Genomic DNA, 26,603 nt, shown 5'->3' with positions numbered 1-26,603 from the left:
CTTCAGCCGCGACAGGATCTATCGGTAACGCCTGTCGCGGCTGAAGCCGCTCCTACAGGTGATCATCCGACTACGCGACGGCGCAGGCACGCGCACATGAAAAAGGCCGGCTTGCGCCGGCCTTTCCGCTCACATACACGTAGCGGCTTACAACGCCTTCGCCGCCGCGACCACGTGCTCGGCGGTGATCTCGAAGTACGTGTACAGCTCGTCGGCCGGGGCCGAGGCGCCGAACGTGTCGATGCCGACCACCGCCCCGTCCAGGCCCACGTACTTGCGCCAGAAGCCGGTGACGCCGGCCTCCACCGCCACGCGCTTGCGCACCGCGTTCGGCAGCACCGATTCGCGGTAGGCCGCGTCCTGGCGATCGAACACGTCGGTCGAGGGCATCGACACCACGCGCGTCTTCAGGCCCGCGGCATCCAGCGTCTTCTTCGCTTCCACGGCCAGGCCGACTTCCGAGCCGGTGCCGATCAGGATCACGTCCGGGGCGCCGCCCTCGGCATCGGCCAGCACGTAGCCGCCGCGTTCGATCTGCTTGATCTGCGCCTCGCTGCGCACCTGGAACGGCAGGTTCTGGCGGCTGAACACCAGGCAGCTGGGGCCGTCCTGGCGGGTGATCGCGGCCTTCCAGCTCACCGCCGACTCGACCGTGTCGCATGGGCGCCACACGTCGTTGTTGGGGATGTAGCGCAGCGAGGCCAGGTGTTCCACCGGCTGATGGGTCGGGCCGTCCTCGCCCAGGCCGATCGAATCGTGGGTGTAGACGTGGATCGCGTGCGCCGGATTCAACGCGCTCATGCGCACGCCGTTGCGCGCGTAGTCGCTGAACACCAGGAAGGTGGCGTCGAACGGGATGAAGCCGCCATGCAGCGCAAGACCATTCGCGATCGCGGTCATGCCGAACTCGCGCACGCCGTAGTACACGTAGTTGGCGTTCGGATCGTCAGTGGCGACCGACTTGCTGGCCTTCCACAGGGTCAGGTTGGAATGCGCCAGGTCGGCCGAGCCGCCGACCAGTTCCGGCAGCAGCGGCGCGAACGCCTCGATCGCCATCTGCGAGGCCTTGCGCGAGGCGATGGTCTGCGCTTCCGCGGCCTGCTTGGCGATGTAGGCATCGGCCTGGGCGATGAAGTCCTCCGGCAGCTCGCCGTGCGAGCGGCGGGTCAGCTCGGTGGCCTCGGCCGGGAACTGCTTGGCGTACTTGTCGAACGCCTGCTCCCACTCGGCCTGGCGCAGCGTGCCGGCGCCACCGGCGCGCCAGCCGTCGTAGATCTCCTGCGGAATCTCGAACGGGCCGTACGGCCAACCCAGCGCCTTGCGCGCGCCTTCCAGTTCGTCCTTGCCCAGCGGCGCGCCGTGCGAGGATTCCTTGCCGGCCTTGCTCGGCGCACCGAAGCCGATGGTGGTGCGGCAACAGATCAGGGTCGGCTTGTCGCTCTCGCCGATCGCGGCCTCGATCGCCGCCTTGATCGCATCGGCGTCCTGGCCGTCGACATCGCGCAGCACGTGCCAGCCATAGGCCTCGAAGCGCGCCGGAGTGTTGTCGCTGAACCAGCCGGCGGTGTTGCCGTCGATGGAGATATGGTTGTTGTCCCAGAACGCGACCAGCTTGCCCAGGCCCCAGGTGCCGGCCAGCGAGGCGGCTTCGTGCGAGATGCCTTCCATCATGCAGCCGTCGCCCATGAACACCCAGGTGCGGTGGTCGACGATCTGGTGCTCGGGGCGGTTATAGCGCTGCGCCAGCAGCTTCTCGGCCAGCGCGAAACCGACCGCGTTGGCGAAGCCCTGGCCGAGCGGACCCGTGGTGGTTTCCACGCCGGGGGTCTCGCTGCGCTCGGGGTGGCCGGCGGTCTTGCTGTGCAGCTGGCGGAAGCGCTTGAGCTCGTCCAGCGGCAGGTCGTAGCCGGACAGGTGCAGCAGCGCGTACTGCAGCATCGAACCGTGGCCGTTGGAGAGCACGAAGCGGTCGCGGTTGAACCACTTCGGATTGTTCGGGTTGTGGCTGAGGAAGTCGTTCCACAGCACTTCGGCGATGTCGGCCATGCCCATCGGCATGCCGGGATGGCCGGACTTGGCGGCCTCGACCGCATCGGCGGCGAGGAAGCGGATCGCGTTGGCGAGCTGGCGGCGGGTAGGCGTCGTCATGTGGGTTCTGTTGGCAGCGGGCGCGGGGCGTCGGGTTCGCTATTGTCCCACAGGCTGGGGAGCCGGGACCGGGGACCGGGGACCAGGGACCCGGAAAAGCGGAGAGCGGCGCGCATTCCGCGCAAGCACCGCGAACCCCACAGCCCGCATCGCCATCGCCATTGCTGTTGCTGTTGCTGTTGCCGTTGCCGTTGCTGTTGCTTCTACCGGGTCCCTGGTCCCCGGTCCCCGGTCCCGGCCGTCCCGGCCGCCCCCTCCTCCCCTTTCGCCACCAAAGTCGTCAACGCCAGATCGCCCGTCACGTTCAGCGCCGTGCGGCACATGTCCAGGAAATGGTTGACGCCCAGGATCATGCCGATGCCGACCGGGTCCACCCCGACCATCGCGCAGATCAGCGCCACCACCGGCAGCGAGCCGGACGGCACGCCGGCGGTGCCGATGCCGCCGAGGATGCACACCAGCATCACCATGAACTGCTGCGCGATGCTCAGTTCCACGCCGAAGAACTGGGCGAGGAAGATCACGGTGACGCCCTCGAACAACGCGGTGCCGTTCTGGTTGGCGGTGGCGCCGACGGTCAGCACGAAGCGCGAGACCTTGTTCGGCAGGCCCATCTCGTCGGCCACGCGCAGCGCGGTCGGCAGCGTGGCGTTGCTGGAGGCGGTGGAGAACGCCATCACCGTGGCTTCGCGGGTGGCGCGGAAGAACGCCAGCGGCGAGCGCCCGGCGAACTTCACCGCCAGCCCGTAGGTCACCACCATGTGCAGGCCCAGCGCCAGCACCACCACGCCGACGTAGGCGCCGAGGCGGACCAGCAGTTCGAAGCCGAACAGCGCCGCCAGGTTGAACATGAAACAGGCCACCGCGTACGGCGCCAGGCGGATCACCAGCCCGATCAGGGTCATCGAGATCTCGAAGATGCCTTCGATGCCGCGCCGCAGCGTCGCCACCTTGGCGTCGTCGCTGAGCACCATGCCCACGCCGAACATCACCGCGAAGAACATCAGCGACAGGATCGCGCCATTGCTGGAAGCGGCGGCGACCACGTTGTCGGGCACGATCGACAGCAGCATGTCCATGCCGCGCGGCTGCTGCTTGCTCTGGTCGACGATCTGCGCGGCGCGCTCCGCGTTCTGCTGCAACAGCTGCTGCGCCAGCTCATGGTCCACGCCCATGCCCGGCTTGAGCACGTTGACCAGCACCAGCCCGAGCAGCACCGCAATGCCGGACAGCACCACGGTATAGCCCAGCGTCTTCCAGCCGATCCGGCCCAGCGCGCGGATGTCGCCCATCTCGGAAATGCCCATCACCAGCGCAGAGAACAGCAGCGGCACGATCAGCATGAAGATCAGGCTGAGGAACAGCTTGGAGAACGGCGTGGTCAGGTACTTGGTCAGCGTCTGCACCCAGGCCGCCTCGCCGCCTACGGTCATGTGCACGGCCAGGCCCAGCACCAACCCGAGCGCGAAGCCGATCGCCATTTTCCAATGCAAAGGCATGCCGGTCTTGGCCTTCACGGGGGTGTCGGTCATGGTGTGCGCCTTGCAGGAAAGAACGGCGAGCTTAACAAACCCGCACTGGTGCCCCGCAAGCCTGCGCAGGCGGTGCAGCGCGCCTCACGGGCAGCGCTGCGCCGCGCGCAAGGACCTCATGCGTCGCGCGGATACAGCGGCGGCAGGTCGCCGTTCGCGGGCTTGCGCTGTGCGTCGCGCCAGCGCGGCCCGGCCCAGAACGCCTCGCGCAGCGCGGCGCGGGCGCTGGGCACATCGCCGGCGCCGCCCCAGCGTGCGCGCTGCATGCGCAGCACCGCTTCTCGCTGCGCCGGGTCGTCCAGCCGGGTCAACAGCGTATCCAGGTCGGCGACGCCGGCCTGCGCGCACAGGATCGCCGCGACCTCGTCCAGGCCGCCGGCATCCAGCGCCTTGCGCAGGTCGGGCAGGCCGTAGCGGGAACGTGGCGCAGCGACCGCCGCCGGTGCAGCGTGTCCGCTTACCGGCGCACGCGCACCGCGGCTGCGGCGCCAGGCCCAGACCAGCGTCGCCAGCCACAGCAGTGCGAACAGCGCGGCGAGCGCCATCCATCGCGGCGCCGAACCGCGCCATCCGGTCCCCGCCTGGGTCGGCGTCACCGCATTGCCGGCCGGCGCCGCATCCGCGCCCGGTGTCGGCGCGCTGGCCGGCGCCGCAGGCGCTGCCGGCGCACTGCGCCCGGGCTGCACCTGCAGGGTCAGATCGGGCAAGGTCGCCTCGCGCGCATCGCCGGCGGCCACGTCCCACCACGGCACGCGCAGCCCGCTCACCCGCAACGGTCCCGCGGCCTGCGGCACGATCGAATAGCGCCGGGTGATCTTCAGTTGCGGACTGCCGTCGACGAACTTCTCGTCGAACTGCGGCGGCTCGGCGAACACCTGCGCGCCGTCGATGCTCGGCGTCGGCAGCTCCGGGAACTGCGCCTGGGTGGCGCCGCGCGCGCTGGCCTCGACCACGATGTCGGCCGCCTCGCCCACCGCCGCGCGCTGCGGCGTGGCGGTATAGCGCAGGCGCAGATCGTGCAGCGGCAACCACGGCTGCGGCGCATTGGCCGGTTGCGCGCGCACCTGCAGCGTCTGCGCCGCGCTGCGCGCGCTGAGGTCGCCGCCGCGGCCGAAATAGTCGTCGAAGAAACCGCTGGGGCCGCGTCCGCGGAAGCGCGCGCCGGGGAGAGTCAGCGGCCCGCTGCGCTCGGGCACCAGCAGGAAGCGGCGCTCGACGATGGTGAACATGCGCCCGTCGATTTCGCGCCGGCTCTGGATGTCGTCGCCGATGCGCTGCAGCGCGGCGCCGGTGGGCGGATCCAGGTCCAGTTCGCCCGAACTCAGCGGCACCCCCAGGTACAGCCGCACCACCACGCCGACGCTCTGCTGGACGTACGGCTGCGCGTCGTCGGCGACGGTCTGCACGAACACGTCGGCGTTGCCGATTTGCGCCGGATCGCCGGCGCGGGTGCTGCCGGCCGGCGCCGGCGCGGCCGCGCCGACCTGCAACCTTAGCGGTGCGGTGCGCTCGTTGCCCACGCGCAGCGACGGGATCTCCAGCGTGCCGCTGGCGCGCGGCGTAAGCGCCACGCCGAACAACGACTTCGCCGTGACCTGGCCGTTGACCATCTGCATCTGCCGGCTGTTGACCTCGTCGCTGAGCGCGAAATCCGCATGCAGCGGCGCATATTCCGGCGCCGCCAGGCCTTGGTCGGTCTCGATGTTGAGGGTGACGCTCTCGCCGGCGCCGATGCTGTCGCGGTCCAGCCACGCACGGGTGGCGGCCGCGGCGGGCAGCGCCAGCATGGCCAGCAGGACCAGGATGGCCGACAGGGCCAGTGTCGCCGACCGCATCGGCGTGGCGAAGACGCATCCGCGCCAGCGGCGTTGCTTGCGTTCGATCATGGTCCTTCCCGCTGCCTGCGTTCGTGTTCGAGCTTGAATTTGGCGCGCAGCAGGTTGCCCGGATCGTCCGGCACCCGCCGCAGCCATGCCTCCACCGCCTGCCGCTGTTCGCGCTGCTGCGGGGTTTCCGCGGCGGCCGCAGCGGCGCGCGCGGCCGCCTGCTTGCCCGCCGCGCCCTGCTGCGCCGCCATCGCCTGCTGCATCTGCTGGCGCTGCGCCGCATCGGCCTGCTGCTGCGCCTGCGCATCGCCCGGCTTCGGCGGCGCCGGCTGCTGCCCATCCTTCGGCGCGCCAGACGGCGGCGACTGTCCGTTCTTCTGCCCCGGCTGGCCTTGCGCATCGGGTTGCGGCGGCGCCTTGGCCTGGGCCCGATCCTGGCCCTTGGGCGTGCCGCCGGCACCCGACTGCGACTGGCCTTTCTGGTCCTGTTGCGATGTGTCCTTGCCCTGCTGTCCCGGCTTGTTCTGCCCGGACGTGTTCTGCCCGGACTGGCGCTTGCGCGCGGCATCGACCGCTGCGCGGTTGGCGATCGCATCGGCCATCTGCGGCTGCTGCCGCAACGCCTTGTCGTAGGCGTCGATGGCCTCGTCGTAGCGGCCCTGGCGGGCCAGCGCATTGCCCAGGTTGTACCAGCCCTGGTCGCTGTCGATGCCTTCAAACTGTTGCTGCGCGGCGGCGAAATCGCCCTTGCGATAGGCCTGCACGCCCGTATCCAGGCGCTGCTGGCGCACCTGGTCGGGACGCCGCCACCAGTTGCCGGCGGCAGCGTCGCCGCCCGTGGCGCCGGCCGTCTGCGCCTGCGCCGGCCACGGCATCGCCAGCGGCAGCAGCAACACCAGCAGCACGGCCGCGCCACCGCGGCGGCGGAACGCGAACAGCGCCAGCAGCAACAGCGGCGGCAACAGCCAGTAGCCCTGGTCCAGCCACACCCGGCCGCTGTGCTCGCCGGCGGCGGTCGCATCCTGTTGCTGCGCCGGTTGCAGCACGCCCAGCGCGTGCAGATCGGCATCGGTCGGCGTCAGCGCGGCGTAGCGGCCGTTACCGGCGGCGGCCAGCGCCTGCAGCGCGCCGGCATCCAGTTGCGCATGGCCGACGCCGCCCTGGCCGTCGCGATAGGCCGCCCCCTGCGCGGTCCCCAATCCCAGTGCGGACACGCGGTAGCCCTGCCCGGCCGCGCGCGCTGCGGCCTGTTGCGCCTGCGCGTCGGCCTGGTCGCTCAGCAGCAGGATGTCGCCGCGGGTGAAACCGGCCTGGCGCAGCAACTGCGCGGCCCAGTCGATGGCCAGGTCGCCGCGCTGTCCGGGCATCGGCATCACCTGCGGCGACAGCGCGTCCAGGAACAGGGCCACGTTGGCCGCGTCGTCGGTCAGCGGCGCGACGGTGTAGGGTTCGCCGGCGTAGGCCAGCAGCGCGACTTCGCCGCCGGCGCGCTCGCGCAGCAGCGTCGCCAGCTTGGCGCGCGCCTGCAGCAGGCGCGACGGCGGCAGGTCGCCGGCCTCGATCCGTGGCGACAGGTCCAGCGCGATCACCAACGGCGTGCGCGATTGCCACAGCGGCTGCTGTTCCTGGCGCCAACTCGGTCCGGACAGCGCCACGACCGCAAGCACGTAGCCGAGCGCGGCCAGCCACAGGCCGGACAGCGACTGCCGGCCATCCTCCTTCGCCAGCAGGTGCGGCAACAGGTGCGCGTCCACCGCGCGCCGCCACACATTGCGGCGCCGGCGCCGGCGCAGCCAGCTCCAGCCCAGCAACGGCAGCAACAGCAGCGCCCACAGCCACTGCGGGCGCAGCAGATGCAAGGCCTCCAGGAAACCGAGCACGGCGTTCATTGCCGCCTCCATGGCCACACGAAGGAGATCAACCCCAGCAGCAGCGCCGCCGCCAGCGGCCACGCGTAGCGCTCGATCCGCGGGCGCACCGCCGGGCCGGCCGAGCGCACCGGCTCCAGGCGCTCCAGCTCGGCGTAGATCGAGACCAGTTCGTCGGTGTCGCGGGCGCGGAAGAAGCGGCCGCCGGTGTCCTGCGCGATCTTGCGCAAGGTGTCCTCGTCGACCTGATCGTCGCCGCCGCTGGCGGGGATCGGCAAGCCGAACAGCGAATAGCCGCCGGCACCGCCGAAGGCGATGGTGTAGACGCGCACGTGTTCGGCCTTGGCCAGTTCCGCCGCCTTGGCCGGTTCCAGCACGCCGGCGGTGTTGACGCCGTCGGTCAGCACGATCAGCACCCGGTCGCCCTGCGGCTGTTCGCGCAGGCGCTTGACCGACAGCGCGATCGCGTCGCCGAGCGCGGTCTCGCGTCCGGCCAGGCCGACCACGCTGTCGCGCAGTTGATCGCGCACCGTCGCCAGGTCGGCGGTCAGCGGGGTCAGCGCATACGCCTGCTGGCCGAACACCAGCAGGCCGATGCGGTCGCCGTCGCGGCGGTCGAGGAAGTCGGCCAGTACCGCCTTGGCCGCGGTCAGCCGGTCCACCACGCGTCCGCCCAGGGTCATGTCCGGCTCGCTCATGCTGCCGGACAGGTCCACCGCCAGCATCAGCTGCCGCGCCTGCTGCGGCGGCGAGATCGGCTCGCCCAGTTGCAGCGGCCGTGCCGCCGCGCCGCACAGGCAGAACCAGGCCAGCCACGCCAGCCACAGGCCGACGCGCCACAGGCCGCCGCGCGCGGGCGCCGCCGCCACCGCCTGCAACTGCGCGCCGTACGGCACGCGCAGCGCCGGTGCGTTGCCGCGCTGCGCCGGCAGCAACAGCCGCGCCAGCAGCGGCAGCGGCATCGCCAGCCACATCCATGGCCAGGCGAACCCGGCCAGCAGGTCGGCGAGACTTTGCCAGTGCAGCGAGAACATGCTGATCGCGGCCGTGCTCATCGCCTGGCCATCAGCTCGAGGAAGCGGCGCCGCGCCAGCGGCAGCAAGGCCTGCAGCTGCGCACGATCCAGTTCGCGCCGATAGCCGCCGTCGAGCAGCACCCGGCCCGGCCCGGCGGAGAAGTCCTGGCGCTTGCCGCCGTCGAGGAAGCGCAGCCAGGGCTCGCCCTGCAACGCCGCGGCGGCGGGGTCGCTGCGCCGCGCCGCGCGGCGCAGCAGTTCCGACACCGCGGCCACCTGCGCCGGCGCAGCGCCGCTGCCGAGCGCCGCATCGAACTGGCGCTGCCAGCGGCGCAGTCGCGCGCGCCGCCACGCCCACAGGCCCAGCGCGATGCCCAGCGCCAGCAGCAGCGCCGCGCCCAGCAGCAACCAGCCCGGTGCCGGCGGCCACCACGGCGGCGCCGGCGGCAGGTGCACATCGCGCAGCGGCAACTGTTGCGGGGTCATCGCGGCGCGCTCCCGGCTGGCGCCGGAAGCAGCCAGGATTCGCTGGCCGCATCGCTGCGCAGCACGCGCACCTGCACGCCGCGGCCGGGCAGTTCGGCCACCAGCGTTTCCAGCGGCGCGACGAACTGCGCGTGCCAGCGTTGTTGCGCGCTGGCCGCCAGCAAGTCCACTTCCACCCGTCGGCCGCCGGCCCAGAACGGCAACGCCGCACGCGGCGGCTGCAACTCCAGCGCGTCGGCCAGCAACAACAGCACCACGTCGTTGTGCAGCGCCAGCCCGGCCCAGCGCGCCGCGGGAATCGCGTTGGCGCTGGTCGGATCGGCCAGCACCACCAGCCGCGAACCCGGCCGCAGCAGCTTGGCCGCGTGCTCCAGCGCCACGCCGAGGCCGGCATCGTCCGGCGGCGGCTGCGCGTACCAGCGCGCCAGCGCGTCGAGCACGCGCAACGCGCCGCGCGGCCCGGCCGCCGGCGGCACCGGCGCTTCGCTGCGGCTGCCGCGCAAGGCGGCGAGACGATCGCCCTGGCGCTGCGCGGTCCATGCCGCCACCGCGCCGGCACGCGCCGCCTGCACCGACTTGAAACGCACGCGGGTGCCGAAATACAGGGTCGGCGCGGTATCGGCCACGATCAGGCTGAGCCGCTCGCGCTCGGCCTGGAACAGCTTGGTATGGGTGCGCCCGCTGCGCGCGGTGAGCCGCCAGTCGATGTGGCGCACGTCGTCGCCGGCCACGTACTCGCGCGACTCGGCGTATTCCATGCCGCGGCCACGCTGCGCCGCCGGCGCGCTGCCGCTGAGGCCATGGCGCCCGCGCCGCGGCGGCGGCACCCGCGCCACGCTCGCGCGCAACGCCACCAGCTCGGCCAGGGTCGGGCGCACGCCGTCGCCGCCTGGCGCGGCGTCGGCGCGTGGCGTCTGCGGCGGCATGGTCTGCACGGCCATCGTGCGCTACCTCGCCTGCGGCATGGCGCCGCCGGCGCGACATGCCGGCGCTCGGCGCTGTAGCCGTTTCCGTTCGCGCTGCCGCTCGGTCAAGGCGGCGGCACCTGGTCCAGCAGCGCGGCGACCAGGCGATCGCCGTCCCAGCCCTCGGCCGTGGCCTCGTAGCTGGGCAGCACGCGATGGCGCAATACGTCCGGCGCGACCGCGCGCACGTCGTCCGGGGTCACGAAGTCGCGCCCCGCCAGCCAGGCGCGCGCACGCGCGCAGCGCTCCAGCGCGATCGAGCCGCGCGGGCTCGCGCCCCAGGCGATGCGCCGCGCCAGTGCGGGGTCGTAGCCGCTGGCGTCGCGCGAGGCCAGCACCAGTTCGATCAGGTAACGCTCCAGCGGCGGCGCCATGTGCAGCGACAGCACCGCACGCCGCGCGGCGAACACGTCCTCCAGCGGCAGCCGCGGCGGTGCCGCCTCGCCGTGCTCCAGGGTCTCGCGCGCGCGCTCGCGCGCCAGGCGCAGGATCTCGGCCTCGGCGGCGGCTTCCGGATAGCCGATCCGCACATGCATCAGGAAGCGGTCCAGCTGCGCCTCGGGCAGCGGGAAGGTGCCCTCCTGCTCGATCGGGTTCTGCGTGGCCATCACCAGGAACAGCTTCGGCAGCGCATAAGTGTGCCGGCCGACGGTGACCTGGCGCTCGCCCATCGCCTCGAGCAGCGCCGACTGCACCTTGGCCGGCGCGCGGTTGATCTCGTCGGCGAGCAGGATCGGATGGAAGATCGGCCCAGGCAGGAACTCGAAGCGGCTTTCCTGCGGGCGCCACACCTCGGTCCCGGTCAGGTCGGCCGGCAACAGGTCCGGCGTGAACTGGACGCGGGCGAAATCCGCTTCCAGCCGCGAGGCCAGCGCGCGGATCGCGGTGGTCTTGGCCAGGCCGGGCGCGCCTTCGACCAGCAGGTGGCCATCGGCGAGCAGCGCGATCAGCAACCGTTCCACCAGCGCGGACTGGCCGACGATGGTGGCGGACAGGCCGTCGCGCAGAGCGAGGAAGGCCGCGTGCAGACGCTGCTGCTCGGACGCGGCGGGAGAAGGGTCGAAGCTCGAGGGCGTGGTGTTCATGCGCCGAGTTTGACCTATCGGCGGTGAAATGGTTCTGCGCCTGCGACAGGAATCGGCCGCGAATTCAGATTTTCCTCATCCGCCGCCTGAAACGAAGACGGGAGAAGCGCATGCTTCTCCCGTCCTGTCAGCACCGGTGCTTCGGCAGCGCGGGATCAGCCAGCGGCCGGCGCCCGCTTGGCCACGCGCATCACCTTCGGCGTCACGAAGATCAGCAGTTCGGCCTTGCTCTTGCTGCGGCCGCGCTTCTTGAACAGATTGCCCAGGAACGGGATATCGCCCAGGAACGGCACCTTGGAAATGCTGTTGCGATCGGTGAACTCGTACACGCCGCCGATCACCACGGTCTGGCCGTCGTCCACCAGCACCGCCGTATTGATCTCGCGGCGGTTGATTTCCGGAATGGTGCCGTAGCCTTCGAGTACGCGGTACTGGTCGACCTCGTCCTTCTTCACGTTCATGTTCAGGAAGACGCGATTGTCGTCGGTGATGGTCGGGGTGACCTTCAGTTCCAGCAACACTTCCTTGAACTGCACGTTCGGCGTCGCCGCAGTCCCGGCGGTGCCACCGGTGATGGTGACGTAGCCGATTTCCTTGCCCTGCTTGATCACCGCCTCACGCTGGTTGGAAGTGACGATGCGCGGGTTGGAGATCACCTCGCCACGGCCCTCTTCCTGCAGCGCCGACAGCTCCAGATCCAGGTTGAAGTTGGATCCGAGCAGCGTATAGGCCAGGCTCGGCAGGGTCGTCGCATTGGTGAAGGTGGTGCCGCCCAGATCGACGTTGAGCCCGCGCGTGGCCGCGGCGCCGCCGCCGGTCGCGCCGCTGCCGACGGTCGCGGTGTTGTCGCCGTAGGTATGGGTACCGCCGATGCCGAACTTGGCGCCCAGATCGCGGGCGAAGGTGTCGGTGGCGATGACGATGCGGCCCTCGATCAGCACCTGGTCGACCGGACGGTCGATCACGTTGATCAGCTCGCGCATCTGCGCGATCTTCTTCGGGATGTCGCTGATCATCAGCGTATTGGTGCGCTCGTCGGCGACGATGCGTCCGCGCGGCGACAGGAAGCCGTTGTCGGTCTGGCCGCTGCCGCCGCTACCGCCGCCACCACCACCACCGCCGCCACCACCGATCCCCTTGGCCTCGGTCAACGCTTTGAAGATCGTGGTGGCGCTGTGGTAGTTGATCTGGATGTAGTCGGTGCTCAGGTCCTCGCGGTTCTCGATCGCGATCCGCGCGTCTTCCTTGTCCTGCTCGAACTTGGCCAGCTCCTGCTGCGGCGCGACCCAGACCACGGCGCCGTCGCGGCGCTTGTCCAGGCCCTTGGCGCGCAGCACGATGTCCAGCGCCTGGTCCCACGGCACGTTGACCAGGCGCAGGGTGACGCTGCCCTGTACGGTGTCGGACGCGACGATGTTGAGGTTGGATTCCTCGGCGATCAGCTGCAGCACGGTGCGCACCGGCACGTCCTGGAAGTTGAACGTGACCGGGCGGCCGCTATAGCCGCGCGCGGCGACCTGCGCCGCCGCCTGACCGACCGTGGTCGCGCTGACCGCGCCCACTGCCGGCGCCGAGGTCCGCGGCGAGATCTCCACCACGTACTCGTTGCCGGACTGGTAGGCCAGCGACTCAAACGCGCCGCTGGTGCTCAGCACCAGCTGCGCGCCGCCGGCGTACGGCTTGGCGTCGATGCGCTGGACCGGCGTGGCGAAGTCGGTGACGTTGAGCGGACGCTGCAGTTCCGCCGGCAGCGATGCGTTGCCGACATCGACCACCACGTTGTTGCCCTGGGTCCGCAGATCGGGGCTTGCGCCCGCGCCGCTGAAGTGCAGGATCAGCCGCCCCGCGTCGCCTTCGCCGCGCTTGAAATCGATCTTCGATACCGTGAGCTTGGCCGGTGCCTGTGGCGCTGCCGCCGCCGGACCCGGCGCAGGCGTCGCCGCCAGCGCCGCACCCACCACGGCCGAGCTCCCCAGCATCGCCGCCAACCCCAATGCGCATAGCCGCACCGTCGCGTGGCGCCGGATGGGACGCAGGCTCAGGGCTTTGGAAAAAGTCATCGTGCTATCCCCATAATCAATCATTGATCGTCCAGCGCCACGGCAGCCGGACGTTCCAGCCAACCGCCAGCGCCATCCGGCACCAGTTCAATCAAATCGATGCGATCCTCGTGCACCCCGGTCACGCGGCCATCGCTCTGCCCCATGTAGATGCCGGGACGAACCCGGTAGGTCACCTTGTCCGGCGCCATCACCAGCGCCACCAGGCCCGCACCGTTGCCCAGCGTGCCGACCATCGTCAAGCCGTCCAGCGGGAACTGCTCCAGCGGTTCCTTGCGCCGGTTCGGATCCGGGCGCAGGCCGTTGTTGCCGTCCGGACTGGTCCAGGCGTCGCTGAACGGATCGCGCAGGCCCTGCGCCGCATATTCGAAGGTTTCGAACTGCTGCATCACCGGCAGCGGCTCCAGCGGCTGCGCCGGCCGCGCGCGCACGTCCTTCACCCAGTTCTCCAGGTTCGGCGCCTCGCCCGGCGTGCTGGTCACGCCGCGACCGCAACCGCCGAGCAGCGCCACCAGCGCCAGCCCGGCCAGGCACTTCAATACCGTGGCGTGCCGCTTCATGCGCCACCGCCTTGCTTGGAAGCCTTCTTCGCCGCGGCCGCCGCTTTCTCCTGGTCCGCCATTTCCTTGTCGTCCAGGTAGCGATAGGTCTTGACCGTGCCGGAAAGCTCCAGCTCGCCGCGCGAGGTAAGCCCGACCTTCTTGTCCTTGGGCTGGAGATTGATGTCGTGCATGGTCAGGATCACCACCCGCGGCAGCGACGCCACGCCGCTGACGAAGGCGCCGAACTGGTGGTAGCTGCCGACCATGCGCAGCGCGATCGGCTTCTCCGCGTAGAACTCCTTCGGCGACTCCGGACCCGGCTGGAACAGCTCGTTGGCCAGGCCGCTGGACAGCGCGGTCTGCGAGATGTCGATAATCAGGTCGGGCATCTCGGTCTTGCTCGGCAGCTGCCGCAGCATCTGCTGCAGCACCTGCTCCATCTGCACCAGCTGTTGCTTCAGCGGCTGCAGGTTGACCGCACGGCTCTGCTCCTTCTCGAACGAGGCGCGCAGCTCGGTTTCCTTCTGCTCCAGCGTGCCCAGCTCGTCGCGCTTGTCGCTGATCAGCAGGAACCACGACAGGATCAGGATGAACAGCGTGACAAGCACGCAGAAGCCGATCTTGGCCTGCTGCGGCCAACTGCCGAGGTTGTTGAAGTCCAGGTCTTTCAGGTTGACTTTCTTGCTCATGACGCCGGTCCCTGTTGCGCTGGCGTGGCGGCAGGCGCAGCCGGCGGGGTGGCCGGCGGCGTCGCGGGTGCGGTCGGTGCAGCGGGCGCGGCAGTCGACGCCGGAGTTGCGGCGGCGCCGGCGCCGGCGCCGGCGGCGGGCGGCGCGGCCGGCGCACCGGGTGCCGGCGTGCCAGTACCCGGCACCGTGTCCGCGGCGTCGCCCGGCACCGGCAGCTTGACCTTCAGCGTGAACACGTAGGGCAAGGCCTTGGCGTCGACGATCGGCCCCTTGACCTCCTTGTCCTGCGCCTTGGCCTCGATCACCGACAGTTCCGGATTGGTCATCCAGCCCGAGCCCTCGAGATTGCGCATGTAGGCGCTGACCCGCGCATTGGATTGCGAGCGCCCTTCCAGGGTCAGGATGTCGCCTTCCTGCTTGACCGCGGTCAGCACCACGCCATCGGGGATGGTGCGCACCAGCGAGTCGAACAGGTGCACCATCTGCGAACGCTTGGCCTGCAGCTCTTCGATCACGCGCTTGCGCGCCAGCAGGCGCCGCTTCTGCTCGTCGAGCTTGTCGATTTCCTTGTTCTGCGCCTGGACCTTCTCGATCTCGGTCTGCAGATAGGCGTTGCGCTCGTTCTGCCCGGTGATCTGACGGTCGTAGTAGAACCAGATCAGCGCCGCCAGCAGCAAGCCGGCCAATGCGGCGAAGCCCAGCATCGAGTAGAACTCGCGCTCGCGTTGCTTGCGTCGCTCCGCCCGCCAGGGCAGCAGGTTGATTTTTGCCATCAGTCGAAGCTCCTCAGAGCCAGGCCGGTGGCGATCATCAGCGCCGGCGCGTCCTGGGCCAGCGCATGCGCCTGCACCTTCGGCCCCAGGGTCATCTGCGCCAGCGGGTTGGCGACCACGGTCGCCACTCCCAGTTGTTCCTCGACCATCTCCGGCAATCCGGCCAGCGCCGCGCAGCCGCCGGCCAGCACGATGTGGTCGACCCGGTTGAATTCGCTGCCTGCATAGAAGAACTGCAGCAGGCGGCTGATCTGCTGCACCGTCGCCTCCTTGAACGGCTCCAGCACTTCGATCTCGTAGCTTTCCGGCAGCCCGCCCTGGCGCTTGGCCATGCCGGCTTCCTCGTAGGTCAGGCCGTAGCGGCGCATCACTTCGTCGGTCAGCTGCTTACCGCCGAACACCTGTTCGCGGCTGTACAGGCTGCGTCCGCCGCGCAACACGTTGAGCGTGGTCATGGTGGCGCCGATGTCGACCAGGGCGACGACGCCATCTGCGGCCACCGGCAGCTCGCTGGCCACCAGCGCGAACGCGTTCTCGACCGCGAAGGCCTCCACGTCCATGACCCTGGCGATCAGGCCGCCGAGTTCCAGCGCCGACTGGCGCAGCTCGACGTTCTCCGAGCGCGACGCGGCCAGCAGCACCTGCACCATCTCCGGGTTGTTGGGGATGCTGCCCAGTACCTCGAAGTCCAGGTTCACTTCGTCGATCGGGTACGGGATGTAGTTGACCGCCTCCAGCTCGACCTGCGCTTCCAGCTCGTTCTCGTCGAGCTCGGCCGGCATCGGGATCAACTTGGTGATCACCGCCGAGCCGGCCACCGCCGCCGCGGCATGCTTGGCGCGGGTGCCGGAACGGGTCACGGCGCGGCGAATCGCCTCGCCCACGGCTTCGACCTCGACGATGTTCTTCTCGACCACGGCGTTGGGCGGCAAGGGTTCCACGGCGTAGTGCTCTACGCGGAACCGGTTGCCGCTACGCGACAGCTGCAACAGCTTGACCGCAGTCGAACTGATATCGACGCCGATCAGCGGTTGCTGACTCTTTGGGATAAGCCCCACGGATTTTCCCCTGCCGACGGGCACTTGGACGCCAATCTTGCGTCCGCGCATTAATAACAAATTTTTTGCAATTGGCAACCACCCTCGGCATGTCGTGACCTCGGTCACGTCATGTCTTGTGGCGGCAACCCTTCGCATCCCCGGAATCGGCCCCAGCCGTTCCCCGCCGTACTCTATACTCTGCGCCCAAGAAATCTGCAATCGGAATCTCTGTCGATGCCCCGTTTTCGTCGTTGGCTGCGCTGGGCGCTGGTCACGTTTGTCGTCCTCGCCCTGGTCGGAGCAGCCGCCGCCGGCGGGCTGTATTACGTCGTCTCCTCCAAGCTTCCCGACGTGCAGACGCTGCGCCAGGTGGAGCTGCAGGAGCCCATGTACGTCTATGCCAGCGACGGCAAGCTGATGGCCCTGTTCGGCGAGACGCGGCGCTATCCGATCACCATGAAGGACGTGCCGGAGCGGCTGAAGCAGGCGTTCCTGGCCACCGAGGACGCGCGCTTCTACCAGCACGGCGGGGTCGACTACAAAGGCATCGCCCGCGCGGTGTGGCTGCTGGCCACAACCAGCGACAAGCGCGTGCCGGGCGGCTCGACCATCACCCAGCAGGTCGCCCGCCAGTTCTTCCTGAGCTCCGAATACAGTTATACGCGCAAGCTGGCCGAGATCCTGCTGGCGCGCAAGATCGAGGCCGAGCTGAGCAAGGACGAGATCTTCGAGCTGTACCTCAACAAGAGCTTCTTCGGCAACCGCGCCTACGGCATCGCCGCCGCGGCCGAGTACTACTACGGCAAGAAGCTCAACGAACTGAGCCTGGACGAGATGGCCTCGCTGGCCGGCATCCCCAAGTTCCCGTCCAGCGGCAACCCGATCAGCAATCCCGAGCGCGCCAAGCAGCGCCGCGACAACTACGTGCTCAGCCGCATGGCGTCGCTGGGCTTCGTCACCCAGGCCGAGGCCGACGCCGCCAAGGCGGTGCCGATGCACGCCACGCCGCACGAGCGCCCGGTCGAGGTCGAGTCGCCCTACGTGGCCGAGCTGGTGCGCCAGGAGATGATCGCGCGCTTCGGCGGCGACGTGCTCGACAAGGGCTACCACGTCACCACCACCATCGACACCGAGCTGCAGGCCGCCGCCAACCAGGCGGTGCGCAAAGGCCTGGTGATCTACGACCGGCGCCATGGCTGGAATGGCGTGGAGAAGCATTTCGACGTGGCCGCCGACGCCGACGCGGCCGCGCTGGCCGGCCACCTGGCCGGCATCAATGCGCAGGGCGGCATGCTGCCGAGCATCGTCGCCGCCACCGGCAGCGACGGCAGCGCCAGCGTGGTGCTCGCCAACAAGACCGAACTGGTGCTGCCGGCCGCCTCCAGCCGCTGGACCGGGCGCAGCCCGGCCGCGCTGCTCAAGCGCGGCGACCTGGTGCGGATCCAGGCCGGCGACAAGCCGGGCGAGTGGGAAGTCACCCAGCTGCCGCGCGGACAGTCGGCGCTGGTGTCGCTGGACGCCAACAACGGCGCGCTGCGCGCCCTGGTCGGCGGCTTCAGCTACGCCGGCAACAAGTTCAACCGCGCCACCCAGGCGCGGCGCCAGCCCGGCTCCAGCTTCAAGCCGTTCCTGTACGCGGCCGCGTTCGAGAAGGGCTTCAATCCGGCGTCGATCGTGCTCGACGCGCCGGTGGTGTTCCGCGACCGCCGCGGCAAGACCTGGTCGCCGCAGAACGACGGCGGCGGCTTCCGCGGCCCGATGCGCCTGCGCGAGGCGCTGGTGCAGTCGCGCAACCTGGTCTCGGTGCGCCTGCTCGACAGCATCGGCGTGGACTTCGCGCGCAAGTACATCAGCCAGTTCGGCTTCCAGGAAGCCGAGCTGCCGCCCAATCTGTCGATGTCGCTGGGCACCGCGTCGCTGACCCCGCTGTCGGTGGCGCGCGGCTATGCGGTGTTCGCCAACGGCGGCTCGCGGGTGGACCCCTGGATCATCGACAAGGTCACCGACCGCGACGGCAATGTGCTGTTCCAGGAGCACGCGCCGACCGCCTGCCGCAGCTGCGGCAGCGTCGGCGGCAGCGCCACTCCGGCCAGCCAGGTGGTCGACGGCTTCAACTTCGGTGCGGCAACGCCGCCGCCGGCGCCCAAGCCTGCGGCAACCGCCGCGGCCGCCCCGGCCGTGGCCGAGACGGCGCCGACCGATCCCGAGGCCAAGGTGGCGCCGCGCGCGATCGACGAGCGCACCGCCTACCAGTTGGTCTCGATGATGCGCGACGTGGTCCAGCGCGGCACCGGCACCGCCGCCAAGGTCCTGGGCCGCGAGGACATCGGCGGCAAGACCGGCTCCACCAACGACCACCGCGATGCCTGGTTCTCCGGCTTCGGCGGCCCCTACGTGACCACCGTGTGGGTCGGCCGCGACGACTTCCGTTCACTCGGCTACCGCGAATACGGCGGCAAGGCGGCGCTGCCGATCTGGATCGAGTACATGCGCGTGGCGCTGAAGGACAAGCCGATCGCCAGCAACGACCCGCCGGCCGGCATGGTCCAGGCCTCGCTCAACGGCGCCACCGAGTGGGTCAAGGTCGAGGACATGGATCGCATCCAGGAGTTCGACTACGGTCTGCAGGACCAGAAGACCGACGACGCGGCGTTCGATATCTTCTAAGGGCTCGGGACTCGGGACTCGGCGGGTCCCGGCGCCGAGGCGGCGATGGCTGGCGGACGCTGCGTAGCCGAGCGCGATTCGAACCGGCTGCAGCGCGCAACCGCGCTGCATGCCGACGTCACCGCGCTGTTGTACAGTCGGGGCAGGCTTTGAGGGAGGCGGCCCATGCACCACGCTCGGCAACATGCCCAGACCCGCACGCACGAACGCCGCCGCCGGCTGGCCCACGAAGCCGCCCGGCTGATGGCCGAAGGCGGCATCCGCGATTTCCACCAGGCCAAATTGAAGGCCGCCGAACGGCTCGGCATCCACGACGACGCCTCGCTGCCGCGCAACCGCGAGATCGAGGATGCGCTGCGCGAGTACCAGCGCCTGTTCGCCGGACCCGACCACGCCGGTGGCCTGCGCCTGCGCCGCGAGGCCGCGTTGCGCGCGATGGACTTCCTGCACGCGTTCGCGCCGCGCCTGGTCGGCCCGGTGTACGACGGCACCGCCGATGCGAACAGTCCCGTGCAATTGCACCTGCACAGCGACGACGCCGACGCGGTGGCGCGCTTTCTCGAAGAACACCGGATCCCGGCCGAATCGCGCACGCGCCGGCTGCGCCTGGACCGCGAACGCAGCGAGGACTTCCCGGTGTGGCTGTTCGCCGCCGAGGAACTGAGCTTCGACCTGACCGTGCTGCCTTACGACGCGCTGCGCCAGGCGCCGCTGTCGCAGGTCGACGAGAAGCCGATGCGGCGCGCCTCGGACAGCCAGCTGCGGCAGCTGCTGACCGAGCAGGACATCGCCGACTACCAGCAGCGGCGCTGAGCGCCGCCGCGCCGCGCGTCCCGCGCACATCCCCTCGCCATCGGACCCACTGCATGCCCGCCATTCCCGCCAGCGCCATCGTCATCTCGCGCAACAGCTTCGACAGCGACGATGCGTACGCGCCGATCCAGTCCAACATCAGCTTCATCAACGCCCAGCTCGACCAATGGCTGCGCCCGGACGAGATCGCCGCCGAGGCGATGTGCAGCTACTACGTCGACTTCTACGTGGCGCAGGTGGAAAACGGCGGCTTCGCCCAGTTCGTCTACAACTGCAATGCCGACCCGGTGGTGTTGGACCAGATCGGGCGCGGGCTGCAGGCGATGCAGGCGCCGCGGCATGCGGCGCTGTACGCGGCCAGCCGCGCGCTGCTGGAGCGGATGGAAGAGGACACGCTGCAGGCGTTCATGGATGGCGACTACTTCGGCGACAACCCCGCGCGCGACGCGCTCGACCAGCATGGCGACGCCTTCCATGCGCTCGCGGAAGAAGAAGACCTGATCGCGTTGAACTCGGCCTGGTTGCGCGCGCATCCGCAACTGGTGGTGCTGTCGATCGAAGAGATGCAGGCCGAGGTCGAGCGCCGTGCCGCGGCCCTGCCCGATCGCCATGCGCGCGTCGCCGCAGCGCTGGAGAACGAACCGCGCTACATGAAACTGATCCGCCGCCTGTGCGCCGACAGCGGGCACACGCTGGACCGGGTCACCGCGGGCGACCCCAGCCACGCGCACAACGGCGGCCAAGTGCTGGCCTGGCACTTCCTGACCGATCGCGGCCACTTCTACCTGCTCGACCTGGACGGCGTGGCGCGCATGCACGACGCCGACAGCCATGCGCTGGTGGCGCAGATCGAAGTGCCGGTCGAGCATTAGCGCGGTTCGACCCCAGCGCCTGCCACGCGATGATGCCATCGCGCAGCGGTGCCTGTGGAAGCCGCCTAGGTGGCATCAAGCCATCGGCCGCAGTGGGCGTTCCTGGGCGTGCGCGTCGCGACTGAAGTCGCTCCCACATGAAAAAGCGCTTCGGCGCGGCGCCTGCATGCAAGGCTGCGGGAGCGCCTCCAGTCGCGACGAGAGGCGCCCCGGAAAAGCCGCCGCACACAGTCCGCCCCATAAAAAACGCCCCGCAAAGCGGGGCGTTCTTGCGACGGATCAACGGCAGCCCAATCAGCGCTGGCCGTCGGCCTTGTAGTCGCGCTTGTCGTAGCCGGTGTAGATCTGGCGCGGACGGCCGATCTTCATTTCCGGGTCGACCTGCTGCTCCAGCCAATGCGACACCCAGCCGGCGGTGCGCGCGATGGCGAACATCACGGTGAACATCTCCACCGGAATGTTCAGCGCCTTGTAGATGATGCCCGAGTAGAAGTCGACGTTCGGGTACAGCTTGCGCTGCACGAAATAGTCGTCCTTCAGCGCGGCCTCTTCCAGCTTCAGCGCCACTTCCAGCAACGGATCGTTGACGCCCAGTTCGCCCAGCACCTTGTGGGTCATCTCGCGGATGATCTTGGCGCGCGGATCGAAGTTCTTGTAGACGCGGTGGCCGAAGCCCATCAGGCGGAAGCTCGAGTTCTTGTCCTTGGCCTTGGCCACGGCGCTCTCGACGTTGTCGGCGGTACCGATCTCTTCCAGCATCTTCAGCACGGCTTCGTTGGCGCCGCCATGCGCCGGGCCCCACAGCGCGGTGATGCCGGCGGCGACCGAGGCGTACGGGTTGGCGCCGGTGGAGCCGACCAGGCGCACGGTCGAGGTCGAGGCGTTCTGCTCGTGGTCGGCGTGCAGGATGAACAGCAGGTCCAGCGCCTTGGCCACGACCGGATTCATCTCCAGCTGCTCGCTCGGCACTTCGAACATCATGTGCAGGAAACGGTCGACGTAGCCGAGATTGTTGCGCGGGTAGCGGATCGGCCAGCCGATCGAATAGCGGTGCGCCGCGGCGGCGATCGTCGGCACCTTGGCGATCAGGCGGATCGCGGCCAGGCGCCGCTGCTCCGGATCGTTGAGGTCCAGCGTGTCGTGGTAGAACGCCGACAGCGAGGCCACCGTGCCGGCCATCATCGCCATCGGGTGCGCGTCGTGGCGGAAGCCGCCGAGGAAGTTCTTCAGCGACTCGTGCATCATCGTGTGATGCGTCACTTCGTGGTCGAAGGTCTTGAATTCGTCGGCGGTGGGCAGTTCGCCGTTCATCAGCAGGTAGGCCACTTCGAGGAAGTTGGACTTCTCGGCCAGCTGCTCGATCGGGTAGCCGCGGTACAGCAGCACGCCGTTGTCGCCATCGATGTAGGTGATCGCCGACTTGCAGCTGGCGGTCGCGGTGAAGCCCGAGTCGTAGGTGAACAGACCGGTTTCTTTGGTCAACTTGGAAATGTCGACGCAATCGTTGCCCAAGGTGGGTTTGAGTACCGGCAGAACGACCGACTTGTCGCCGGCATTCAGCGTGACCTGATCAAGATCGGACACAGTGTGCGCTCCTCAGTGGAAGGCGCCTGCCCGTACTTTGCGAACAGACGCGTGAAGGAAGTCCACGGCAATTACCACGGATCGCGCCATTATCGCACAGCAACATTTGAGTCGTTGCTCGTCCTCACGCCGCAAAGCGCAGGCCCGCGGCGACACAGCGTTGCATCCTCGCCGCCATCGGACGGGAAGATCTACGCAGGCCGCGACGGACCGGGAATCGACGGATCGGGAACGCCAAAAAAGACGGCCGCGCAGGGCGCGGCCGTCTTCTACCACTTCGACCGCTCGATCAGCGCGCGTAGCGCTTCTGGAACTTGTCGATGCGGCCGCTGGTGTCGATGACCTTGTGCTTGCCCGTATAGAACGGATGCGAAGCCGAGGAGATTTCGACCTTGATCAGCGGATACTCTTCGCCGTCCTCCCACTTGACCTTGTCCTTCGAGGACATGGTCGAACGGGTCAGGATCTTGAAATCGGAGGTGACGTCGTGGAACACGACGTTGTGGTACTGGGGATGGAGGTCGGCCTTCATGGGCTCGCACCGTAGGGGCTGCTGGACAAGAGGGAAACTATAGCAACTCCCCGGGCCTGCGCGCAAGAACAACCTGCACCGAATATGCGGTGCCGGGAACGCGAGGCGGACGCCCGCGCTCAGGGCAATGCCTGCACCGGCCCCTCCTTGCCTCCCATGCTTCGACTCTCTGAAAATCCCGAGTCCCGAGTCCCGAGTCCCGGATCCCTGGACAAGCCTCGCCGGCACCATCGGGGGATCCGCCCCGATAGCGCCGACAGGCCCCGGCTCAGCCCGCGCCCACCGCTGCGCGCGCCAGCGCCTGGAAGCGGGCCTGGTCGTAGCGGATCAGCAGCGCCGCGTTGTCGGCCAGGCCGAGCTGGCGGTTCCAGTCGACCAGGGTGGCGCCGCGGCTGTGGACCCCGGCCAGTTCGACCTGCAGCGGCCGCGACTGCACCTCCAGCGCGCCGTCGGGCTGCAGCGCCCAGGCCATCGCCAGCGCATCGGCGGCATACCAGTACTCGCCGCGCGAATCCTCCGACCACAGCCGGGTCTTGCGCGAGATCTCCTCGTAGAAGCGCGCCTTGTCGGCGTCCGCCGCCAGCCACTGTTCGACCTCGCGGTGCGGCAGGCCATGGGCGACGGTGGCCTCCCAGTCGGCGACCTCGATGTGCGGGAACCCGGAAAACACGATGTGCGCCGCTTCCGGATCGAAGGCGATGTTGAACTCGGCGGCCGGGGTGATGTTGCCGTGGCAGGTGATCGCCCCGCCCATCACCACGAAGCGGCGCACCCGCTGCGGCAGGGTCGGATCCAGCTTCAGCGCCAGCGCGACGTTGGTCAGCGGGCCGAGCGCGACCAGCAGCAGCGAACCAGCGTACTGGTGCGACAGGCGCAGGATCGCCAGGGCCGCGTGCTCGCGCTCGGCGGCACGCGCCGACGGCGCCAGGCCGACATCGCCGAAGCCGTCCACGCCGTGCACGTGGGCGGCGTCCACCGCCGGATGCAGCAACGGATCGGCGCAGCCGGCGTACACCGGCACATCCTCGCGCCCGGCCACTTCGCACAGCTTCAGCGCATTGCGCACGGTGTGCTGCAGACCGACGTTGCCGGCGGCGATGGTCAGGCCGACCACCTCGTGGCGCTCGTCGGCGAAGGCCATCAACAGGGCCAGGGCGTCGTCCACGCCGGGATCGGTGTCGATCAACAGGGGAATCTTGTCGCTCATGCGCGATTCTTCATCAGTCCATTCGGCCGCCGAGTCTGGCACCGCGGCGAGGGAGTGGGAAGCGGGACCGGGGACCGGGGACCGGGGACCGGGGACCGGGCAAGGATCTTTGGCCGCGATCGCCTGTCAAGCGCCGTATGAATCCCCGCGCATGGAATCGCCCCTGAAAGTGCAAACTCCCTACGCACCGACACCGCTGCCTTTCCGGGTCCCCGGTCCCCGGTCCCTGGTCCCGCCAACTAAGCCCCCGCAAACCGCGCCGCCCCACCCACCCAGCGCGCGACGATGCGATCGGCCAGGGCCGGCGACTCGGTCAGCAGCCGCTCGGCCAGCGCGTGCACGCGCGGCAGCAGGCCGGCGTCGCGCGCCAGGTCGGCGACGCGGAAGGCGGCCAGGCCGGTCTGGCGGGTGCCGAGCAGTTCGCCGGGGCCGCGCAGTTCCAGGTCCTTCTCGGCGATGACGAAGCCGTCGTTGGTCTGGCGCATGGTCTGCAGGCGCTGCCGCGCCATCGCCGACAGCGGCGCCTGGTACATCAGCACGCAACTCGATGCGGCCGCGCCGCGCCCGACCCGGCCGCGCAGCTGGTGCAGTTGCGCCAGGCCCAGGCGCTCGGCGTTCTCGATGATCATCAGCGACGCGTTGGGCACGTCGACGCCGACCTCGATGACCGTGGTGGCGACCAGCAGGTCGATCTCGCCCTGTTTGAACGCGCGCATCGCCGCCTGCTTCTCGGCGCCCTTCATGCGGCCGTGCACCAGCCCCACCTTCAGCTCCGGCAGCTGCGCCGACAGCGCCTCGAAGGTGGCCTGCGCGGCCGTGGCGTCGATGCGGTTGCCCGCGCCGCCGCCCTGCCCCTGCGCCGGCTTGTCGCTGTCCTCGGTTTCGTCGATCAGGGTGCACACCCAGTACGCCTGGCGGCCTTCGGCGCAGGCCACGCGGATGCGCTGCACCAGCTCCGGGCGGCGCTCGGCACTGAGCACGATGGTCTGCACCGGCGTGCGCCCGGGCGGCAGCTCGTCGATCGCCGACACGTCCAGGTCGGCATACGCGGCCATCGCCAGCGTGCGCGGGATCGGAGTGGCGGTCATCACCAGTTGGTGCGGCACGCCGGCGCCGGTGGCGCCCTTGTCGCGCAAGGCCAGGCGCTGGTGCACGCCGAAGCGGTGCTGCTCGTCGACGATGGCCAGGGCCAGATCGTGGAAGGCCACCGCGGCCTGCATCAGCGCGTGGGTGCCAACCACCACTTGCGCCTCGCCCGAAGCGATCTGCGCCAGCACCGCGGCGCGCGCCTTGCCGGTGACCTTGCCGGCCAGCCAGGCGACGCGGATGCCGAGCGGTTCCAGCCAGGCGCGCAGGTTGGCCAGGTGCTGCTCGGCGAGCAGTTCGGTCGGCGCCGCCAGCGCCGCCTGCTTGCCCTTGTCCACCGCCAGCATCGCCGCCAGCGCCGCGACCACGGTCTTGCCGCTGCCGACGTCGCCCTGCACCAGGCGCAGCATCGGCGAGGGCTTTTCCAGATCGGCGCGGATCTGCGCGTACACCCGCTGCTGCGCGCCGGTGAGCTGGAACGGCAGCGACTGCTGCAGGCGCTTGGCCAGCAGGCCGCGGCCGCGCAGCGACGGCGAACGCTGGCGCTGCAGCGCGATGCGCTGCCGGCGCAGGCTCAGGTGGTGGGCCAGCAGTTCTTCCAGCGCCAGCCGCTGCTGCGCCGGATGCAGGCCGGCGGCGAGCGCGCCCAGGTCGGCCTGCGGTGGCGGCCGGTGCGCGATCAGCAGCGCGCTGCGCAGCGAGGGCAGACCGAGTTCGGCGAGCACCGCCGCCGGCAACAGCTCCAGCGACGCTTCGGCGGGCAGCCGGTCCAGCGCCTGGCCGATCAGCTTGCGCAGCGTCGCCGGGCCGATGCCCTCGACCGCCGGGTAGACCGGGTCCAGGCTGTCGTCCAGCCCCACGGTGTCGTCGCCGCCAAGGATCTGGTAGCTCGGATGCACCATCTCCAGGCCGTGCTGGCCCGGCTTGGGCGTGCCGAACGCGCGCAGCCGCGCGCCCACCGCGAATTGCGCCACCTGCGCGGCGCGGAACTGGAAGAAGCGCAGCACCAGCGTGCCGCGCGAATCGTCGGCCACCGCCACGCGCAGCATCGGCCGGTAGCGGAACCCGCGATCCACCGCGTCCACCCGCACTTCGACCTGCGCCGGGATGCCCGGCTGCAGCGCCGCCACCGGGGTCAGCCGGGTACGGTCCTCATAGCGCAGCGGCAGGTGCAGCCACAGGTCCTGCAGGGTCAGCAGGCCGCGCGCGGCGAACTTCTCGGCGACCTTCGGGCCGACGCCCGGCAGCGCCGACAACGGCGCCTCGCCTGCCGCCGACAGCGCCGGCGCCGGAACCTGCACGCGCGGCACGGGCGAGGGTCAGTCGAGCACCATCACCGCATCGACCTCGAAACCGACGCCCTTCGGCAGGCCGGACACTTCGACGGTGGAACGCGCGGGGAACGGCGCCTGGAAATACTCCTGCATCACCGCATTGACCTGGGCGAACTGCGACAGGTCGGTCAGGTACAGGCCCAGCCGCACGATCCGGTCCAGCGAACCGCCCGCCGCCTCGGCCACCGCCTTGAGGTTGTCGAAGGCGCGGCGCGCCTGCACGCCGATATCGCCGGGCACGACCTCACCGGTCGCCGGATCCAGCGGGATCTGCCCGGAGAAGTACACCGTGTTGCCGGCGCGCACGGCCTGCGAATACGGCCCGATCGCGGCCGGCGCCTGCTCGGTGTGGATGATCTGGCGGGACATGGCGGCTCCAACGGAAGAATGGGTGGGTATTTTACTCGGGACTCGGGACTCGGGACTCGGGACTCGGGACTCGGGACTCGGGACTCGGGACTCGGGACTCGGGACTCGGG

General features: G+C 69.8%; 21 protein-coding genes. 3 read left to right on the top strand and 18 right to left on the bottom strand.

Going from position 1 to position 26,603, the window contains the following annotated elements; all coding sequences use genetic code 11:
• Positions 1-147: 147 nt before the first annotated feature.
• The 13 genes from tkt to VDQ83_RS17855 form a co-directional block, all read right to left on the bottom strand.
• Positions 148-2,148, bottom strand: a complete 2,001-nt coding sequence (gene tkt / locus VDQ83_RS17915; RefSeq protein ID WP_455435920.1) for a transketolase — start codon at positions 2,146-2,148, stop codon at positions 148-150.
• 203 nt (positions 2,149-2,351) lie between these two features.
• Positions 2,352-3,680: a dicarboxylate/amino acid:cation symporter gene (locus tag VDQ83_RS17910; RefSeq protein WP_455435919.1), complete on the bottom strand. Its 1,329-nt coding sequence runs from the start codon at positions 3,678-3,680 to the stop codon at positions 2,352-2,354.
• A 116-nt stretch (positions 3,681-3,796) separates the two neighbouring features.
• Positions 3,797-5,515, bottom strand: a complete 1,719-nt coding sequence (locus VDQ83_RS17905; protein WP_455435923.1) for a BatD family protein — start codon at positions 5,513-5,515, stop codon at positions 3,797-3,799.
• Between the two features lie 47 nt (positions 5,516-5,562).
• On the bottom strand, positions 5,563-7,395 hold the full coding sequence (locus VDQ83_RS17900; protein WP_455435918.1) for a tetratricopeptide repeat protein: 1,833 nt from the start codon (positions 7,393-7,395) through the stop codon (positions 5,563-5,565).
• Entirely contained in the window at positions 7,392-8,408 is a 1,017-nt protein-coding gene (locus VDQ83_RS17895; protein ID WP_455435922.1) for a vWA domain-containing protein, read from the bottom strand. Before VDQ83_RS17895 ends, VDQ83_RS17900 begins: the two co-directional genes overlap by 4 nt.
• Positions 8,409-8,425: 17 nt before the next feature.
• A complete protein-coding gene (locus tag VDQ83_RS17890) occupies positions 8,426-8,875 on the bottom strand; it encodes a DUF4381 family protein (RefSeq protein WP_455435917.1) in 450 nt (149 codons plus the stop codon).
• A complete protein-coding gene (locus VDQ83_RS17885; protein WP_455435921.1) occupies positions 8,872-9,801 on the bottom strand; it encodes a DUF58 domain-containing protein in 930 nt (309 codons plus the stop codon). The genes VDQ83_RS17890 and VDQ83_RS17885 overlap by 4 nt, the downstream gene beginning before the upstream one ends.
• Positions 9,802-9,905: 104 nt before the next feature.
• Positions 9,906-10,925, bottom strand: a complete 1,020-nt coding sequence (locus VDQ83_RS17880) for an AAA family ATPase (protein WP_263395563.1) — start codon at positions 10,923-10,925, stop codon at positions 9,906-9,908.
• 155 nt (positions 10,926-11,080) lie between these two features.
• Positions 11,081-12,985 (bottom strand): type IV pilus secretin PilQ, encoded by a 1,905-nt coding sequence (locus tag VDQ83_RS17875; RefSeq protein ID WP_455435916.1) that lies wholly within the window; start codon positions 12,983-12,985, stop codon positions 11,081-11,083.
• A gap of 20 nt (positions 12,986-13,005) precedes the next feature.
• Entirely contained in the window at positions 13,006-13,545 is a 540-nt protein-coding gene (locus VDQ83_RS17870; RefSeq protein ID WP_455435915.1) for a pilus assembly protein PilP, read from the bottom strand.
• On the bottom strand, positions 13,542-14,216 hold the full coding sequence (locus VDQ83_RS17865) for a type IV pilus inner membrane component PilO (RefSeq protein WP_309914482.1): 675 nt from the start codon (positions 14,214-14,216) through the stop codon (positions 13,542-13,544). The genes VDQ83_RS17870 and VDQ83_RS17865 overlap by 4 nt, the downstream gene beginning before the upstream one ends.
• Positions 14,213-14,989, bottom strand: coding sequence for a PilN domain-containing protein (locus tag VDQ83_RS17860; RefSeq protein WP_455435914.1), 777 nt, complete (start codon positions 14,987-14,989; stop codon positions 14,213-14,215). The genes VDQ83_RS17865 and VDQ83_RS17860 overlap by 4 nt, the downstream gene beginning before the upstream one ends.
• On the bottom strand, positions 14,989-16,047 hold the full coding sequence (locus tag VDQ83_RS17855; RefSeq protein ID WP_343237612.1) for a pilus assembly protein PilM: 1,059 nt from the start codon (positions 16,045-16,047) through the stop codon (positions 14,989-14,991). Before VDQ83_RS17855 ends, VDQ83_RS17860 begins: the two co-directional genes overlap by 1 nt.
• A 216-nt stretch (positions 16,048-16,263) precedes the next feature.
• On the opposite strand from VDQ83_RS17855, the gene VDQ83_RS17850 reads away from it, so the two are divergent.
• The 3 genes from VDQ83_RS17850 (at position 16,264) to VDQ83_RS17840 (ending at position 20,381) form a co-directional block, all read left to right on the top strand.
• Positions 16,264-18,696 carry a penicillin-binding protein 1A gene (locus VDQ83_RS17850; RefSeq protein ID WP_455435913.1) on the top strand — a complete coding sequence of 811 codons (2,433 nt, stop codon included), beginning with the start codon at positions 16,264-16,266 and terminating at the stop codon, positions 18,694-18,696.
• A gap of 165 nt (positions 18,697-18,861) precedes the next feature.
• A complete protein-coding gene (locus VDQ83_RS17845; RefSeq protein ID WP_263395570.1) occupies positions 18,862-19,509 on the top strand; it encodes a hypothetical protein in 648 nt (215 codons plus the stop codon).
• Positions 19,510-19,562: 53 nt separating this feature from the next.
• The gene (locus VDQ83_RS17840) at positions 19,563-20,381 is read left to right on the top strand and encodes a DMP19 family protein (protein ID WP_455435912.1); all 819 of its coding nucleotides are present in this window, start codon (positions 19,563-19,565) and stop codon (positions 20,379-20,381) included.
• Positions 20,382-20,675: 294 nt separating this feature from the next.
• Here the strand turns inward: VDQ83_RS17840 and VDQ83_RS17835 are convergent, their stop codons facing one another.
• The 5 genes from VDQ83_RS17835 to VDQ83_RS17815 form a co-directional block, all read right to left on the bottom strand.
• On the bottom strand, positions 20,676-21,965 hold the full coding sequence (locus tag VDQ83_RS17835; RefSeq protein ID WP_185815393.1) for a citrate synthase: 1,290 nt from the start codon (positions 21,963-21,965) through the stop codon (positions 20,676-20,678).
• Positions 21,966-22,254: 289 nt separating this feature from the next.
• The gene (locus VDQ83_RS17830; RefSeq protein ID WP_263395572.1) at positions 22,255-22,497 is read right to left on the bottom strand and encodes a type B 50S ribosomal protein L31; all 243 of its coding nucleotides are present in this window, start codon (positions 22,495-22,497) and stop codon (positions 22,255-22,257) included.
• A gap of 268 nt (positions 22,498-22,765) precedes the next feature.
• Positions 22,766-23,704 carry a nucleoside hydrolase gene (locus tag VDQ83_RS17825; protein ID WP_455435911.1) on the bottom strand — a complete coding sequence of 313 codons (939 nt, stop codon included), beginning with the start codon at positions 23,702-23,704 and terminating at the stop codon, positions 22,766-22,768.
• Positions 23,705-23,943: 239 nt separating this feature from the next.
• Entirely contained in the window at positions 23,944-26,100 is a 2,157-nt protein-coding gene (recG, locus tag VDQ83_RS17820; RefSeq protein WP_455435910.1) for an ATP-dependent DNA helicase RecG, read from the bottom strand.
• A gap of 9 nt (positions 26,101-26,109) precedes the next feature.
• On the bottom strand, positions 26,110-26,493 hold the full coding sequence (locus VDQ83_RS17815) for a RidA family protein (RefSeq protein WP_263395575.1): 384 nt from the start codon (positions 26,491-26,493) through the stop codon (positions 26,110-26,112).
• Positions 26,494-26,603: the final 110 nt, after the last annotated feature.

This window comes from Xanthomonas sp. WHRI 7945, from assembly GCF_035026585.1.
The sequence above is the reverse complement of the archived record's forward strand: the minus strand, read 5'-3'. Positions and strand labels throughout refer to the sequence as shown.